General features: G+C 48.7%; 18 protein-coding genes. 12 read left to right on the plus strand and 6 right to left on the minus strand.

All coding sequences use genetic code 11. The features are described from left to right. Nucleotides 1–2: 2 nt before the first annotated feature. Nucleotides 3–464 carry a DUF441 domain-containing protein gene (locus ACWA5Z_RS02790; protein WP_431053808.1) on the minus strand — a complete coding sequence of 154 codons (462 nt, stop codon included), beginning with the start codon at nucleotides 462–464 and terminating at the stop codon, nucleotides 3–5. Between the two features lie 282 nt (nucleotides 465–746). Between ACWA5Z_RS02790 and ACWA5Z_RS02795 the strand changes: the two genes are divergently transcribed. The 6 genes from ACWA5Z_RS02795 to ACWA5Z_RS02820 are packed head-to-tail and all read left to right on the plus strand — an operon-like array spanning nucleotide 747 to nucleotide 6,256. After that, a complete protein-coding gene (locus ACWA5Z_RS02795) occupies nucleotides 747–1,034 on the plus strand; it encodes a chaperone NapD (protein ID WP_431053809.1) in 288 nt (95 codons plus the stop codon). 18 nt (nucleotides 1,035–1,052) lie between these two features. Then, on the plus strand, nucleotides 1,053–3,533 hold the full coding sequence (napA, locus tag ACWA5Z_RS02800) for a nitrate reductase catalytic subunit NapA (RefSeq protein ID WP_431053810.1): 2,481 nt from the start codon (nucleotides 1,053–1,055) through the stop codon (nucleotides 3,531–3,533). Nucleotides 3,534–3,544: 11 nt separating this feature from the next. Continuing rightward, nucleotides 3,545–4,330 carry a ferredoxin-type protein NapG gene (gene napG / locus ACWA5Z_RS02805; protein ID WP_431053811.1) on the plus strand — a complete coding sequence of 262 codons (786 nt, stop codon included), beginning with the start codon at nucleotides 3,545–3,547 and terminating at the stop codon, nucleotides 4,328–4,330. Continuing rightward, nucleotides 4,330–5,211, plus strand: a complete 882-nt coding sequence (gene napH / locus ACWA5Z_RS02810) for a quinol dehydrogenase ferredoxin subunit NapH (RefSeq protein ID WP_431053812.1) — start codon at nucleotides 4,330–4,332, stop codon at nucleotides 5,209–5,211. The genes napG and napH overlap by 1 nt, the downstream gene beginning before the upstream one ends. Further along, complete coding sequence (locus ACWA5Z_RS02815) at nucleotides 5,208–5,657, plus strand: nitrate reductase cytochrome c-type subunit (RefSeq protein WP_431053813.1); 450 nt, start codon at nucleotides 5,208–5,210, stop codon at nucleotides 5,655–5,657. Before napH ends, ACWA5Z_RS02815 begins: the two co-directional genes overlap by 4 nt. An 11-nt stretch (nucleotides 5,658–5,668) precedes the next feature. Continuing rightward, entirely contained in the window at nucleotides 5,669–6,256 is a 588-nt protein-coding gene (locus tag ACWA5Z_RS02820) for a cytochrome c3 family protein (protein ID WP_431053814.1), read from the plus strand. 68 nt (nucleotides 6,257–6,324) lie between these two features. Here the strand turns inward: ACWA5Z_RS02820 and ACWA5Z_RS02825 are convergent, their stop codons facing one another. From ACWA5Z_RS02825 to ACWA5Z_RS02840, 4 genes are all read right to left on the minus strand, one after another. Continuing rightward, nucleotides 6,325–7,101, minus strand: coding sequence for an ABC transporter permease (locus ACWA5Z_RS02825; protein ID WP_431053815.1), 777 nt, complete (start codon nucleotides 7,099–7,101; stop codon nucleotides 6,325–6,327). A gap of 3 nt (nucleotides 7,102–7,104) precedes the next feature. After that, nucleotides 7,105–7,734: an ABC transporter ATP-binding protein gene (locus ACWA5Z_RS02830; RefSeq protein WP_431053816.1), complete on the minus strand. Its 630-nt coding sequence runs from the start codon at nucleotides 7,732–7,734 to the stop codon at nucleotides 7,105–7,107. 57 nt (nucleotides 7,735–7,791) lie between these two features. Then, on the minus strand, nucleotides 7,792–8,739 hold the full coding sequence (coaA, locus tag ACWA5Z_RS02835) for a type I pantothenate kinase (RefSeq protein ID WP_431053817.1): 948 nt from the start codon (nucleotides 8,737–8,739) through the stop codon (nucleotides 7,792–7,794). Between the two features lie 182 nt (nucleotides 8,740–8,921). Beyond that, nucleotides 8,922–9,728 (minus strand): Cof-type HAD-IIB family hydrolase, encoded by an 807-nt coding sequence (locus tag ACWA5Z_RS02840; RefSeq protein ID WP_431053818.1) that lies wholly within the window; start codon nucleotides 9,726–9,728, stop codon nucleotides 8,922–8,924. A gap of 144 nt (nucleotides 9,729–9,872) precedes the next feature. On the opposite strand from ACWA5Z_RS02840, the gene ACWA5Z_RS02845 reads away from it, so the two are divergent. From ACWA5Z_RS02845 to vapC, 3 genes are all read left to right on the plus strand, one after another. Next, nucleotides 9,873–10,583 (plus strand): phosphoribosyltransferase family protein, encoded by a 711-nt coding sequence (locus ACWA5Z_RS02845; RefSeq protein ID WP_431053819.1) that lies wholly within the window; start codon nucleotides 9,873–9,875, stop codon nucleotides 10,581–10,583. Nucleotides 10,584–10,661: 78 nt separating this feature from the next. Continuing rightward, nucleotides 10,662–10,871 carry a type II toxin-antitoxin system VapB family antitoxin gene (locus ACWA5Z_RS02850; protein WP_431053820.1) on the plus strand — a complete coding sequence of 70 codons (210 nt, stop codon included), beginning with the start codon at nucleotides 10,662–10,664 and terminating at the stop codon, nucleotides 10,869–10,871. Beyond that, nucleotides 10,855–11,256, plus strand: coding sequence for a type II toxin-antitoxin system VapC family toxin (vapC, locus tag ACWA5Z_RS02855; protein WP_431053821.1), 402 nt, complete (start codon nucleotides 10,855–10,857; stop codon nucleotides 11,254–11,256). Before ACWA5Z_RS02850 ends, vapC begins: the two co-directional genes overlap by 17 nt. Here the strand turns inward: vapC and ACWA5Z_RS02860 are convergent, their stop codons facing one another. Continuing rightward, nucleotides 11,257–11,616, minus strand: coding sequence for a RidA family protein (locus ACWA5Z_RS02860; RefSeq protein ID WP_431053822.1), 360 nt, complete (start codon nucleotides 11,614–11,616; stop codon nucleotides 11,257–11,259). It abuts the gene before it with no gap. Between the two features lie 149 nt (nucleotides 11,617–11,765). Between ACWA5Z_RS02860 and nfuA the strand changes: the two genes are divergently transcribed. From nfuA to glpT, 3 genes are all read left to right on the plus strand, one after another. Beyond that, nucleotides 11,766–12,347, plus strand: a complete 582-nt coding sequence (nfuA, locus tag ACWA5Z_RS02865) for a Fe-S biogenesis protein NfuA (protein ID WP_431053823.1) — start codon at nucleotides 11,766–11,768, stop codon at nucleotides 12,345–12,347. Between the two features lie 220 nt (nucleotides 12,348–12,567). Then, nucleotides 12,568–14,889: a Tex family protein gene (locus tag ACWA5Z_RS02870; protein ID WP_431053824.1), complete on the plus strand. Its 2,322-nt coding sequence runs from the start codon at nucleotides 12,568–12,570 to the stop codon at nucleotides 14,887–14,889. A 246-nt stretch (nucleotides 14,890–15,135) separates the two neighbouring features. Then, a complete protein-coding gene (gene glpT, locus ACWA5Z_RS02875) occupies nucleotides 15,136–16,593 on the plus strand; it encodes a glycerol-3-phosphate transporter (protein WP_431053825.1) in 1,458 nt (485 codons plus the stop codon). Nucleotides 16,594–16,605: the final 12 nt, after the last annotated feature.

Below are 16,605 nucleotides of genomic sequence, written 5' to 3' on the forward strand. Positions count from 1 at the left end.
CATCATCCTAAACGATTCAGAATCAACGACAGCATTCCCGCCGCAATCAACGGACCGACCGGCACGCCTTTAAAAAAAGCGACGCCGACAATGGTGCCGATTAACAAGCCGGTGATAATCGACGGTTGCGATGTCATCAAACTGACGCCGCGTCCGCCGAGCCAAGCAACAAAAATCCCGACCACAATCGCCAAAATCATTTTCCAATTCAATAGTAAGCCGCCGAGATTCTCCAACTTGATTTTGCCTGACACCAACGGACTGAGCACACCGATAGTCAGAATGGTAATGCCGAGATATAACCCGTATTTTTCCAACCATGGAATATACTGTTCTAGCGGGGTTTGCTGCATAACCAACAGTACGGCGGCAGAAATAATGATTGAATTATTATGGCTGAAATAACCGAGAATAATCAGAAAAACCAACATCGCGGCGGCGGCATTAAAATGGAAGAAAGACATAAGATTTTAAGTTGGGTGGAAGATAAACTAAATCTACTGATGAGTTAGGGAAAAAGCAAGTGCTATATTCTGCCCAAATCCGTTATATAAAAAACAATATAACTATAATTTTGCCGAATGTAACTTGATATAAGTCAACAATTCCTGAATTAAGCATGAAAATACCTCTTTAGAGGCATTAAGGCTATACAGAAAGCATGGATAATCTTAACGTTGAATTTATGTCAATTGCTTTACGTCTTATCCGAATGCCGTAAAAGCTACAATTTTCGGGAATTGAAAATGAATACTGTTGTAACCAACGAGGCGTCCGCCTGCGAAAATGCAAATGAATGGCACGTTTGCGGTGTTGTCGTACAGTGCCGTCCGCAAGATATGAGTACTGTGAAAAATGCGTTACAACAGCTGGAATATACCGATGTCAGTGCAGTTGATGAAAATGCAGGCAAACTGGTGGTGGTCATGGAGTCACACAACCAGGGCGTTTTATTAGAACGTATGGAGGCGGCACGCAATATTTCCGGTGTGTTGGCTCTTTCTTTGGTGTATCACCAACAAGCTCAAGATTAATCAATCGTGGGGGAACAGATGAATCTAAGTCGTCGTGAATTTATGAAAGCCAACGCCGCAACTGCGGCAACCATGGCTGCCGGGTTGAGCATTCCGGTGGTCAATGTTGCTGCTGCGGATAATTCAATAAAATGGGATAAAGCGGTTTGTCGCTTCTGCGGCACCGGCTGTAGCGTACTGGTCGGCACGCAAAACGGACGCGTGGTTGCTTCGCAAGGCGACCCGGATTCCGAAGTGAATCGCGGTTTGAACTGTATCAAGGGCTACTTCCTGCCGAAAATCATGTACGGTAAAGACCGCCTGACCCAGCCAATGTTGCGTATGACCAACGGTCAATATGACAAACACGGTGAATTTGCGCCGGTCAGTTGGGACATGGCGTTCAGCACCATGGCAGAGAAATTTAAAGCCGCGATTGCCAAAAACGGACGCAATGCGGTCGGTTGTTTCACCTCCGGTCAATCCACGATTTGGGAAGGTTATGCGCTGAACAAATTGTTTAAAGCCGGTTTGCGCTCTAACAACGTGGATCCGAATGCCCGCCACTGCATGGCGTCGGCAGCAGTCGCCTTTTTGCGCACTTTCGGAATTGATGAACCGATGGGTTGCTACGATGATATCGAACATGCCGATGCATTTGTGTTATGGGGTTCGAATATGGCGGAAATGCACCCGATTTTGTGGTCGCGGATCACCGATCGCCGTCTCACCAAACAAGACAGCCAAGTATTCGTGCTCTCAACCTTTGAACACCGCTCTTTTGAGTTGGCGGACTACGGCTTAGTCTTTACGCCGCAAAGCGATCTGGCAATCCTGAACTATATCATCAACTATTTGATTCAAAATGACGCCATCAATTGGGATTTCGTCAATAAACACACCAAATTCAAAAAAGGCGAGACCGATATCGGTTATGGTCTGCGTCCTGAGAATCCACTGGAGCAAAAAGCGCAAAACGCCGGCAGTGGTAAAATGTATGACAGTAATTTCGAAGAGCTGAAAGAACTGGTTGCAGAATATACCTTGGAAAAAGCGCATGAAATCAGTGGCGTGCCGAAAGATCAATTGGAAGCTTTGGCAAAACTGTATGCCGATCCGAACAAGAAAATCGTCTCTTTCTGGACCATGGGCTTCAACCAACACACCCGTGGTGTGTGGGTTAACCATTTAATGTACAACGTGCATTTATTGACCGGAAAAATCTCGCTGCCGGGTTGCGGACCGTTCTCTTTGACCGGTCAACCGTCTGCTTGTGGTACGGCGCGTGAAGTGGGCACCTTTGCCCACCGCTTGCCTGCCGACATGGTGGTGACTAACGAGAAACACCGTGACATCTGTGAAAAAGCATGGAAATTACCGAAAGGCACGATTTCCGACAAAGTCGGTTACCATGCGGTTGCACAAGACCGCGCCCTAAAAGACCGTAAAATGAACGTGTTGTGGGTAATGTGTAACAACAATATGCAAGCCGGCCCAAATATCAATGAAGATCGTCTGCCGGGCTGGCGTGATCCGGAAAACTTCATCATTGTTTCTGACCCGTATCCGACCGCCAGCGCCCTGTCTGCCGACTTGATTCTACCGACCTCAATGTGGGTGGAAAAAGAAGGCGCTTACGGTAACGCCGAGCGCCGCACCCAATTCTGGCGTCAACAAGTGCCGAAAACCGGGGATTCCCGTTCTGACTTGTGGCAATTGGTAGAATTTGCCAAATACTTCAAAGTGGAAGAAGTGTGGGAAGAAGAGCTGTTGGCGCAAATGCCGGAATATCGTGGTAAAACGTTATATGAAATCCTGTTTACCAACGGACAAGTGGATAAATTCCCGATCAGTGACTGGGACGACAGCGTGCTGAATGATGAATCCCGTCATTTCGGTTACTACTTGCAAAAAGGCTTGTTTGAAGAATATGCGGCATTTGGTCGCGGTCATGCGCATGACTTGGCGGATTTCGATGTCTATCACAAGGCGCGCGGCTTACGCTGGCCGGTGGTGGAAAACAAAGAAACCTTATGGCGCTACCGCGAAGGTTACGATCCGTATGTTAAAGCCGGTGAGGGCGTGAATTTCTACGGTCAACCGGATGGACGCGCGGTTATTCTTGCCGTACCGTACGAACCGCCTGCGGAAGTCCCGGATCAAGAGTACGACTTGTGGTTATCCACCGGCCGTGTACTGGAACACTGGCATACCGGCAGTATGACTCGCCGCGTGCCCGAACTGCACCGCTCTTTCCCGAACAACTTGGTGTATATGCACCCGTTGGATGCGCAAGCACGCGGTATGCGTCACGGCGACAAAGTTAAAGTCGTGTCCCGTCGCGGGGAAATGGTGTCGTTCTTGGATACCCGCGGGCGGAATAAAGTGCCGCGCGGCTTAGTTTATACTACGTTCTTTGATGTCGGGCAGTTGGCAAACGCGTTGACCTTAGATGCAACCGATCCGATTTCCAAAGAAACCGACTTCAAAAAATGTGCGGTTAAAGTGGTTAAAGCCTAATAGGTCGAAACATGATCCGTAAACCCGTACTTAATCCGAACCGCCGGCGCTTTTTAAAAGATACCACCCGTACCGCGGGTGGTCTGGCCGCTATCGGATTATTACTGGGTTTGCAACAGCAGCAAAGCTTGGCACGCGAAGGCGTGGCACTGCGACCGCCTTTTGCACTGGAAAATGAGAAAGATTTTGCTGCCGCTTGTATCCGCTGCGGGCAATGTGTACAAGCCTGTCCGTATGATATGTTACATCTTGCCTCGCTGTTGTCACCGTTGGAAGCCGGAACGCCTTACTTTATTGCACGCGATAAACCGTGTGAAATGTGTGAGGATATTCCTTGCGCCAAAGCCTGTCCGAGCGGCGCGTTGGATTCGAGCCAAGATAATATCGATGATTCCAGAATGGGATTGTCGGTACTGCTTGATCATGAAACTTGTCTGAATTGGCAAGGCTTGCGTTGCGATGTCTGTTATCGGGTATGTCCGCTGATTAACAAAGCGATCACCTTGGAAATGCAGCACAATGAGCGCAGTGACCGTCATGCCAAATTTATTCCGACGGTACATTCCGATGCCTGCACAGGCTGCGGCAAGTGTGAGCAAGCCTGTGTTTTGGAAGAAGCGGCGATTAAAGTATTACCGATCTCTTTGGCGAAAGGCATGTTAGGTCAGCATTACCGCTTGGGTTGGGAAGAGAAAGAGAAGGTCGGTCATTCATTATTGCCTGACGAAATGATTAGGCTGCCGACTCGTCTGCCTGAAAACGGCTTGCCACAAAACGTATTACCGGAGAATCCGTAATGGCAAATGCGATTAATCTGGCAGGACGTGAAGCCCGCGAAAAACGGGGCTGGTGGCGAGCAAACCGCTTTTTATTTTGGCGCCGTTTGTCGCAACTGAGCATTTTGGCAATGTTTTTGTCCGGTCCGTGGTTCGGGATTTGGATCTTAAACGGTAACTACAGCAGCAGTATGTTGTTGGATACGATTCCCTTAACCGATCCGCTGATTATGGCGGAAAGTTTGGTAACGGGATATTGGCCGCAGTTGACCGCACTTTTGGGTGGGTTGATTGTGATTGCGGTTTATGCCGTATTAGGCAGTAAAGTCTTTTGCGGTTGGTGTTGCCCGCTAAATGTGGTGACCGACAGCGCCGCTTGGTTAAGACGTAAACTCAATATCCGCCAAAGTGCCAAGCCGGATCGCTCTTTGCGTTACGGCATTTTAGTGATGATTTTAATCGGCAGTGCCGCCAGCGGCATGTTGTTGTGGGAATGGATCAACCCGGTTGCCGCGCTGGGACGCGCCTTGATTTATGGCTTCGGCGCAACCGTTTGGCTATTGTTGGCACTGTTCCTGTTTGACTTACTCATCGTCGAACACGGTTGGTGCGGACACCTCTGTCCGATTGGCGCGGCATACGGTGTGATCGGTGCCAAAGGTGTTATTCGGGTTAAAGTGATTGATCGCGAACGCTGTGATCGCTGCATGGACTGCTTTAACATTTGTCCGGAACCGCAAGTATTAAGAAATCCGCTCTTCGGCAGTAAAGACGAGGGCAAACAACAAAATTTATTAGTGTTATCCAAAGATTGTATCAGTTGCGGACGTTGTATTGATGTCTGCCCTGAATCTGTTTTTAAATTTACCACAAGATTTGATCATGCGAGGAGTGAGCGATGATTAAAAAGACTAAAGTATTAGCATTGGCAGGTTTATTGTTAAGTGGACTGTGCGGTTCCGCCTTGGCACAGGATGTCTATCCGGTAGGGAAAGATCTCGCCACATCCCCGGAAAATACGGCACCGGCATTCCATAATCAACCGAAAGAGAGCGAGTTAGCGGCGTTGAGTTACGTCAACCAACCGCCTATGGTGCCGCATAGCACTAAAAATTATCAAGTGACTAAAAATATCAACCAATGTTTGAATTGCCACAGCGTACAAGCTTCGCGTGTGACCGGCGCAACCCGTATCAGCCCGACTCACTTCGCCAGCCGTGACGGCGTCGTCAGTGGCGAAGTGTCGCCCCGCCGCTATTTCTGTGTTCAGTGCCATATTTCGCAATCCGATGTTGCGCCGATTATCGAGAACGAATTTAAGCCATTACCGGGTTACGGCGATAAATAAGGAGCGGACATATGATAAAAAATCTGATCAAACGCTTTTGGCAATGGTTCCGCTCGCCAAGTAAAATCGCAGTCGGCACCCTGTTAGTAGTGGCGTTTATTGCCGGCATTATCTCGTGGGTCGGTTTCAATTACGGCATGGAACAAACCAACACCGAAGAATTTTGCGTCAGCTGTCACAGCAATGATGTTTATCCGGAATATCTGCACACCGCGCACTACCAAAACCGCAGCGGCGTGAAAGCGACTTGTCCGGATTGCCATGTGCCGCATGAATTCGTGCCGAAAATGATTCGTAAATTGCAAGCCAGCCGTGAAGTGTATGCGCACGTGATGGGCTACACCGACACGATTGAGAAATTCAATTCCCGTCGCTTACATATGGCTGAACGCGAGTGGGAACGGATGAAGGCCAACGATTCGCAAGAGTGCCGCAACTGCCACAACTTCGACAATATGGATTTCAGCCAACAAAAAACCGTAGCGGCAAAAATGCACAGCAAAGCGATTCAAGACGGCAACACCTGTATCGACTGTCACAAAGGGATTGCCCACCAATTGCCGGATATGCGCGAAGTCAAGGACGCAACCGCTTATTAAGCCGAAATCATGGGCTAGATACAAACCAAACCCCAAACACGCTGTTTGGGGTTTTTACTTGCAAAAGATTATTGCGGCAGATGAATTTGATTACGTTGATTATACAACGTGCGGTGGCCGAAATAGAGCGCGGCAAACAGAGATAAACTGACGGCGGTACAGATCGCAATCATAATCGCAATTTGGTATAACACCGCCGTGCTTGGCAGCGTGCCGGAAAGAATCTGCCCGGTCATCATGCCCGGCAAAGCGATAATGCCCATGCCCAACATCGAATTCAAGGTGGGTAAAAGTGCGGTTTCGACCGCCTGATTGACATATGGCAACAGAATTTTTTCCGGGGTAACTCCGAAATTTAACAGGGTGTTAATCTTATCCCGTTCGGATTGCAGACTTTCACGAAAGGTCTTAATCCCCAAATTCAGCGCCGTCATGGCATTGCCCATAATCATGCCGCCGAGCGGAATCACATATTGCGGATTAAACAGTTGCTGATTCGTCACCACTACCACAAAAAAAGCGATAATACTTAAACCGGAAAACGTCATTGCCAACGCAATCGACTGCTTAAATTGCCGGTTCAAATTCGGATTTTTGGATAACACCCGATGAATGGCAAAAATCACCATTGCCGCCACATATAACATGGTGAAAATCGGACTTGGGTGACCAAAGATATAGGTCAACACCCAACCGGCAATAATGAGTTGTAACGTCATGCGCACACTGGCGATTAACAACAACTTGGACTGCCGAATATGATTCTTCTTCATCACATACAACACCACCAGCAGTAATAAATAGACCAAACTGAAATTCAGTAAATTCATACTCACATCATTCATCACTTAATCCTTGCTAATCGGAATAATTTGATCGGCATGGCGCTGCACCAACTGCTGATCATGACTGATCGCCAGCACCGTAATCCCCTGTTTGCGGCAATAAGCCAGAATATCGCCGAGCACCTGTTCCGCCAAGGCTTCATCCAATGCGGACGTGGGTTCGTCCAACATCAATAATTTCGGTTGTAAACTCAAGGCCAAGGCAAGAAACACCCGTTGCTGCTCGCCGCCGGACAACACATTACACGAGGTCTCTAAGGCGAAATCCGCACAACAAAGCTGCAAAAAGGTTTTGATTTGCGCGTCTTCCGGCGGGGATTTGTCTAAATAATCGTAGAACAGTTGGAAATTTTGCCGAATCGACTGCGCAAACAAAAACAAACGTTGATTCACCAATAACAGTTCGCGGCGTAATTGCACACTGTCGAGCTGCGCAATATCTTGCCCTTGATAGCGAATCGTGCCACTGCTCGGCGATTCAATGGCATTAATCAAACGCAATAAGGTACTTTTGCCACTGCCGCTCGGGCCTTGCAAAAACGTGACTTGGTTAGCTGCTATTTGAGAGTCGGGATAACGCAGCAATTGCTGTGCCTGAAAGGTAACACCTTGTAATTCAAGAAATGGGGTCATAAACGCTCACCGAATAGAAACAGAGAACATCAGTATAACCAATAAAAGTGCGGTTTCCTACTTCCTCAATTTCACGCATTCGATCGCATGATTCGCGCCCTTGACCAAAATCAGATTGGCTCGCTCACTACTCGGCAGGATATTTTGTTTTAAATTCAATCCGTTAATCGTCTCCCAAATATGCTGTGCGGTGGCAACCGCTTCTTGCTCGGACAAAGAAGAATAATGATGAAAATAAGAATTCGGATCACTGAACGCCCCTTGGCGGAAAGTGAGAAAACGCTTGGTGTACCAGTTTTTCAACAGCGATTCTTTGGCGTCGACAAAAATCGAAAAATCGACAAAATCCGACACGAACAGTCGATCCGGCTTGCGTCCGTGATTGGCACTGGTTTGTAACACATTCAGCCCTTCCAGAATCAAAATATCCGGTTGATCGATCACATTGTACTGATTCGGCACAATATCATAGGTTAAATGCGAATAAATTGGCGCTTTCACATTACGTTTGCCGGATTTAATATCCGAAATAAAGCGGATCAAACGCTGCGTGTCATAAGAAACCGGAAAGCCTTTTTTCTGCAACAGATTGTCTTGCTGCAACTTCGCCAACGGATAGAGAAAACCGTCGGTGGTAATCAAATCCACTGTACGTTTCTTTGGCCAGTGGCTGAGTAGCGACTGCAAAATCCGCGCCGAGGTGCTTTTGCCGACCGCCACGCTGCCGGCAATACTGATGATATACGGTACTTTCGGTGTTTCAACCCCTAAGAAGCGGTGCAACACCGTTTGGCGACGCAGATTTTCTTCGATGTAATAGTTGACCAGACGGGTCAGCGGCAAATAGATGGTGCTGACTTCTTCTAAGGAAAGCTCTTCATTAAAACCAAGTAACGGCTCTAGATCTTGCTGGGTTAAGGTCAGTGGCGCAGATTTACGCAACGCCGCCCACTGTTCGCGGTTAAACTCTAAAAACGGCGTAAATTTTTTCTGTACTGACCCCATTGCGTGACTTCTTTCCTCGCCCGTTGGCGCAATTGACAATGGGCGTTATATTGCACCGATTAACCGCATGACGCAATCCTGATTTAACAAATAATCGGCGAGATTGGCGAAAAGCGGCCAGAACGTTTAAATTTTGCGCAATCCTGCCGAAAGTGCGGTCCGCAAACCGCACTTTGCCCGGATTAATCAATTAAACCTAAATCCAGTAATCCCTGATATAAACCATCATCGGCAATATCCGCAGTCACATAATCGGCAACGGCTTTCAGTTCGGGGTGGGCATTGCCCATCGCTACGCCAAACCCGACTTCGCGCAGCATTTCCAGATCATTCAGCCCGTCGCCGAACGCCACCGCATTTTCTGCGGTTAGCCCGAAATGCCGCAATACCGTCTTAATTCCGCGCGCTTTTGAGCCTTCGGCGGCAAACAGATCGACCGAATAATCATGCCAACGCACCACTCGCAAATGCTGCTGCAAAATACCGGAATCGGCGATCAGTTGATCCTGCGCTTGGGTATAAAACGGCAACATTTGATACACCGGGTGTTTCAAATAATAGTCGGTATCAACAATATAGTTTTGGGTGATCGGATCCATTGCATTGGCGATTTCCGCGGTAACACGGTTTACCGCCACATCACGTTCGGAGACAAACGCATAATCAATCCCATGTTGTTTGAAAAACGCCACAATGCGTTCAATATCCGCCAATGCCAACGGATAAGTCTGCAACGGCTGCCCGCGATAACTGTTGTATTGCCCGTTAATTGTCACTAACAACTCAATCGGCAGGCGCTTCACCAATTGATTGACCTCGTGCGGCATTGAGCACAACGAGCGCCCGGTGGCAATTGCCGCAGTAATGCCGTTTTGTTGCAATTTGACCAGTGCGGTTGCCACCGACGACGGCAAGTATCGTTGATGTTTCATATACAGGGTTTCATCAATATCAAAAAACACGATTTTGACCTGTTGCGGATCTAACATAAAAACTCCCGGATTCAGATAGAAAAGTGCGCTAAGTATAAAAGATTTTTGGAATCCTGATCGTAAAAATCGCGCTACTGAATGGCGCAAACCGCACTTTTCCGCTATTTTTTGATCTCAATCTAACACTGATTCACAACCAAAATGCGAATAACAAATCTATTCGGAGACAATTGGCTCGGCGCAAGCTGTATTTTGTGCCGGTCTACCCTCGCTTTAGCAAAGCACGGCATTTGCAACCGTTGCAATCGCGAGATCACGCGTTTCCGCTATTGCGGCAGTTGCGGCGCGGAATTGGCGTTTGATACGCCGCATTGCGGCAAATGCCTGACCGATCCGCCACCGTGGCAGCGTTTGGTCACGGTCAGCCATTTTCAAGCGCCGTTGTCATCGTTGGTTCATCGGTTTAAATTCCAGCGCCAGTTTCAGCTTGACCGTATGTTGGCGCGTTTGCTGTTGCTGGCGATATGGCAGGCGCGGCGCACGCATGGGTTAGCCTTGCCGGAAGTGATTTTGCCTGTGCCGTTACACGCACTACGCCATTGGCAGCGCGGTTACAATCAAGCGGAACTGCTGGCGCAACAGCTTTCCCATTGGTTAAACATTCCGTGTGATAGCCAATTATTACGACGGTTGCGCCACACGCCGCCGCAACGCGGATTAGACAGCAAACAGCGGCGCAACAATCTGAAAAAAGCCTTTGCCTTAAACCCGAAAATCAGTGAAATCCGTTACCGCTCGGTGGCGATTGTCGATGATGTGATCACCACCGGCGCAACCATGGCGGAGCTCTGCCGACTGCTGCAAAAGTGCGGTATCACACAAATTCAGGTGTGGTGTTTATGTCGTACCTAGCGCAATCATAATTTATGTGTATAATTTAAATAAAGCATACACATCAAAACCCGCACAGCAAAATTAATGGAGGGAAATATGCGTACCAATATTGTGATTAACGATCATTTAATGAATGAAGCCTTATTGCTATCGGGGTTACGCAGTAAACGTGAAGCGGTGGAAGCCGGTTTGCAGTTGCTGGTGCAGCAGAAACGACAACAAAAAATCCGTGAGTTACGCGGTGCGTTGCACTGGGAAGGTGATCTTGCCGAAATGCGGAGCATGCAAGATGATTATCGCGGATAGCGGCGTATGGATTGATTATTTCAATGGGGTGATCAATCCGCAAACGGATCAGTTGGACGATGTGCTACAAAACGGACAAGTGGCATTGACCGATGTCATTTTAATGGAAATTCTGCAAGGCTTTCGGCTTGAGAAAGAGTATCGCCAAGCCAAGACCGCACTTGCCGCCTTGCCGTGCTTTGAGATTTTAGGCGTTGATAATGCACAACGTTATGCACAAGATTACCGCACTTTGCGCCGGCAAGGCATTATCATTCGCAAACGTAATGATGTGATGATCGCCGGTTTTTGTATTCGCCGACGGATTCCGTTGTTGTTTCGTGATCGCGATTTTCTGCCTTTTGTTTCCTATTTAGGGTTACAAGCGGCATATCAAGCCAAATAGCTAAGGGCGATCAGCCTGCAGCGCCGACAGTTTAATTTCTACTTTCCAGTCGGCTTTTGCCAATTTTGCTTCAACGCAGGCGCGTGCAGGGCTGTGTTGCGGGTTCACCCATTCGTCCCAAGCACGGTTCATGCCGTCGTAATCCGCCATATCGGTAAGGAAAATCGTGGCTTCGAGCAGATGGTTTTTACCCGAACCGCACTTTGCCAGCCAGCCGTCGATTTGCGCCAACACATCGCGGGTTTGTTGATAAATATCCACATCGCTGTTTTCCGGCACCATCCCGGCAAGAAAAATAAAGCCGTTGGCGACGGTGGCTTCCGAAAAACGCGGGGTTTGCCCGAAATAGCGGATTGTCATGTTTTACTCCTTGTTCTAAACCGTGGCGGCTATCTTAGCACAGCACACTGACAGAAAAACTGGAAAAAAAAGCGATTAAGGCGTATTATTTCGCTAACTAAATTCCGACAAGATAGGTCGGATATTACCCTCAACTGTTAAGGTAACTTATGTATATTCAAATTTCTGATAGCGCACAGGCGCATTTTGCCAAGTTGTTGGAACAACAAGAAGAAGGCACAAATATTCGTATTTTTGTGGTGAATCCGGGGACGCCGAACGCCGAGTGCGGTGTTTCTTATTGTCCACCGAATGCGGTTGAAGCCACGGATACCGAACTGAAATACAACAGTTTCTCCGCTTTTGTTGATGAAGTGAGTTATCCGTTTTTGGAAGCCGCCGAACTGGATTTTGTTACCGATGACATGGGTTCGCAACTGACGCTGAAAGCGCCGAACGCCAAAATGAAGAAAGTGGCGGACGACGCACCGTTAATCGAGCGCGTGGATTATGTGATTCAAACCCAAATCAATCCGCAACTGGCGAGCCACGGCGGGCGCATTACCTTAATCGAGCTGACCGACGACGGTTATGTGGTGTTGCAATTCGGCGGCGGCTGCAACGGCTGTTCGATGGTGGATGTCACCCTGAAAGACGGTATCGAAAAACAACTGTTGGAACAATTCGCCGGCGAGTTAAACGGCGTGCGTGATGTGACCGAACACCAACACGGCGAACATTCTTACTATTAGATTACCGCTACTACGCTCAAATGATTGGCAAAGGTAGTTTATGAAACAAAGTAAGGGCGGATTAAATATCCGCCCGTTTACGAAGTACGATATAAACAATTAACCAATAAAAGGTAAATGCAAAGTGCGGTTCGGGCGGAGATATAATCCGCCCCTACTTTTACATTTCATCTTTATCTGCAATTTGAGCTCTTTTGTATTTTTACCCAAGAGATCCACTATGCAAAACCAACAAATCAGCCAAACCATTGCGCAAGAACTCAATGTACAAGCCAAACAAATTTTAGCCGCCATCGGTCTGGTGGACGAAGGCAACACCATTCCGTTTATCGCCCGTTACCGTAAAGAGGTGACCGGCGGTTTGGACGACACCCAACTGCGCCATTTTGAAACCCGCTTGCTCTACTTGCGCGAGCTGGACGAGCGCCGTCAAACCATTCTGAAATCCATTGCCGATCAGGGCAAACTCAGCACCGAGCTACAAGCCAAAATCGAAAGCTGCCAAAGCAAAACCGAACTGGAAGATCTCTATCTGCCGTATAAACCGAAACGCCGCACCAAAGGGCAAATTGCGATCGAAGCCGGGTTAGAACCGCTTGCCGACAGCCTGTGGCAAAATCCGCAACAGGTGCCGGAACAAACCGCACTTGCTTATCTGAATGCCGAAAACGGCGTTGCCGACAGCAAAGCGGCACTGGACGGCGCGCGTTATATCCTAATGGAACGTTTTGCCGAAGATGCGGAATTATTGGCAAAAGTGCGCGCCTATTTGCAGAAAAGTGCGGTATTGGTAGCGAAAGTGATCGACGGCAAACAAGCGGAAGGGGCGAAATTTCAGGATTATTTTGACCATCAAGAGCGTTTGGCAAGCGTGCCGTCGCACCGTGCCTTGGCGATGTTGCGCGGACGCAATGAGGGCATTTTGCAACTGAGTTTGAATGCCGATCCCGATCAAGATGACAGCGTGCGCCAAAGCCATTGCGAGGAGATTATCCGCCAACATTTAGGCGCGGATTTCAATCAGCAGCCTGCCGACAGTTGGCGGCGGCAGGTGATCAGTTGGACGTGGCGGATTAAGATTTCATTGCATTTAGAAACCGAGCTGATGGCGGCATTGCGCGAACAGGCGGAAAGCGAAGCGATTGATGTGTTTGCGCGCAACCTGACCGCACTTTTAATGGCTGCGCCTGCCGGCGCGAAAAACACCATGGGGCTTGATCCCGGTTTGCGCACCGGCGTGAAAGTCGCAGTGGTGGATAATACCGGTAAATTGCTCGCCACCGACACCATTTATCCACACACCGGACAAATGGATAAAGCGATGGTGAGCATTTACCAATTGGGCAAAAAATACAACGTCGGTTTGATTGCGATCGGCAACGGCACGGCTTCGCGCGAAACCGAACGTTTTGTGGCGGACATTTTAGCGAAATCGAACGATTGGCAGGCGCAAAAAGTGGTGGTGAGCGAAGCCGGTGCGTCGGTCTATTCCGCCTCCGAACTGGCGGCGCAAGAGTTCCCGCAATTAGATGTTTCGCTGCGCGGCGCGGTGTCGATTGCCCGTCGCTTGCAAGATCCCTTGGCGGAATTGGTGAAAATCGATCCGAAAGCGATTGGCGTGGGGCAATATCAGCACGATGTCAATCAAAGCCAACTGGCGCGTAAATTGGACGCGGTCGTGGAAGACTGCGTGAACGCGGTCGGGGTGGATCTCAACACCGCCTCTGCGCCGTTGTTGGCGCGGGTGGCGGGCATGAGCGCAACCTTGGCGCAGAATATCGTCAAATACCGCGATGAAAACGGACGTTTCGACAGCCGTGAACAACTGAAAAAAGTCAGCCGCCTAGGGCCGAAAGCCTTCGAGCAATGCGCCGGTTTTATGCGTATCAACCACGGCAAAAATCCGCTCGATGCGTCTAGCGTGCACCCTGAAGCCTATCCGGTGGTGGAAAAAATCCTCAGCGCCACTTCGCAAACCATCAGGGATTTAATGGGCAACGCCAGTGCGGTGCGCCAATTAAACGCCGCCGAATTTACCGACGCACGTTTCGGCTTGCCGACGGTGCGCGATATTTTAAGCGAATTGGAAAAACCGGGGCGCGACCCGCGCGGTGAATTCAAAACCGCCACCTTTATGGACGGCGTGGAGCAAATCACCGATCTCAAAGTCGGCATGATTTTAGAAGGCACGGTCACCAACGTCACCAACTTCGGCGCGTTTGTCGATATCGGCGTCCATCAAGACGGTTTGGTGCATATCTCCTCATTATCCGACAAATTCGTGCAAAATCCGCATGAAGTGGTGAAAACCGGTGACGTGGTGAAAGTGAAAGTGATGGACGTGGACGTCGCCCGCAAACGTATCGCCCTCAGTTGCCGTTTAGACGAACAGCCGCAGGATAAAAGTGCGGTCGGCAGCGGCGAAAAACGCAACGCCAACGGCGAGCGTTCCAATCCGAACAACCGCGCCCGCCCATCACGTCCGAATACAAACATCGGTAACAATGCGTTTGCCGACGCGTTGAAAAATTGGAAAAAATAAATGAATCAATAAAAATAATTAATTCAATTAGTTAAAGCACTCATTGCCTTCAATGTGTGCTTTTTTATTACAGTTTGATGACAGCTTAAAAAAATATCGTCTAAAATGAATGTGATAACGATCCCAATTTTCGCATTCGAACATAGAAATCCATGAAAAAGTTGTTATTATTCTTTTCCAAATACAAATTGCTGTATTTTGCACACAATCCTTACTTTTACCATTACACTAAAACAGAGGTGTTTTATGATAGGTTTTTTTAAACCGGCGGCACATAAGCCGTTATTACCTCAAGAAAAAATTGAGCCGACTTATACCCGCTTGCGCTGGCAGGTGTTCATGGGCATTTTCTTTGGTTATGCCGCCTATTATTTTACCCGTAGTAATTTCGATTTAGCACAAAAAGGCTTAATCGAAGCCGGGCTTTATACCAAAACCGAACTGGGGATTATCGGGATTGCGCCCGGTTTGGCTTACGGCTTATCCAAATTCTTTATGGCGGCGATTTCCGACCGTTCAAATCCGAAAATGTTTATGCCGTTCGGTTTGGCGTTGTCCGGGATGTGTATGACCTTGATGGGCTTGGTGCCTTGGGCGACTTCCGGCATTTTGATTATGTTCGTGCTGTTGTTTATCAACGGTTGGTTCCAAGGCATGGGCTGGCCGCCGAGCGGGCGTACCATGGTGCACTGGTGGTCAAAAAGCGAACGCGGAACTATTGTTTCGATTTGGAACACCGCACATAACCTCGGCGGGATGGTGCCGGCAATTCTGGTCGGGATCGCCAGTATGGTGTATGCCGCCAATCATCCTGAAGTGGCAAAAGTGACTTTCGGTCATGTATGGCAGCAAGCACTGTACTACCCGGGTATCGCGTCATTAATTGCAGCATTTATTCTGTACTTCGTCATGCGCGACACCCCGCAATCTTGCGGTCTGCCGCCAATCGAAAAATACAAAAACGATTATCCGGACGACTATAACGAAGAAACCTACGAACATGATTTGAGCACCAAAGAAATTTTCGTCACTTACGTGCTGAAAAACCGTTTGTTATGGTATATCGCGATTGCCAACGTATTCGTCTATCTGATTCGCTATGGCGTGTTGAAATGGTCGCCGGTTTACTTAGGCGAAGTGAAACACTTCGATATTAAGGCGACCGCCTCCGCCTATGCGATTTATGAATTTGCGGCGATTCCGGGCACGCTGTTGTGCGGTTGGATGTCGGATAAAGTATTCAAAGGTAAACGCGGACTCACCGGTTTTGTATTCATGGTGATGGTAACAATCGCTGTTACCGTGTTCTGGCTCAATCCGGCAACTCCGGAATCCGAGTTGGCACACTACGCTGCTTTGCCTTGGTATCAAAATCCGTATCAATTGACCGACTTTATCATGATGACCATTATCGGCTTCCTGATTTACGGTCCGGTGATGTTAATCGGCTTGCACGCCCTTGAGCTGGCACCGAAAAAAGCGGCGGGCACCTCAGCGGGCTTCACCGGTTTATTCGGCTATCTTGGCGGTACGGTGGCGGCAAGTGCGGTGATCGGCTGGGCGGCTGACAAATTCGGCTGGGACGGCGGTTTCTACATTATGATCGGCGGTGCCGTGTTGGCTTGCGTGTTAATGTTGATCACTATGGTGGAAGAAGGCAAACACAAAGCCCGAATCGCCGAAGAAGATCGCTTAATCAAATAATTCACTCCCACG

The sequence above is a fragment of the Testudinibacter sp. P80/BLE/0925 genome, from assembly GCF_053570785.1.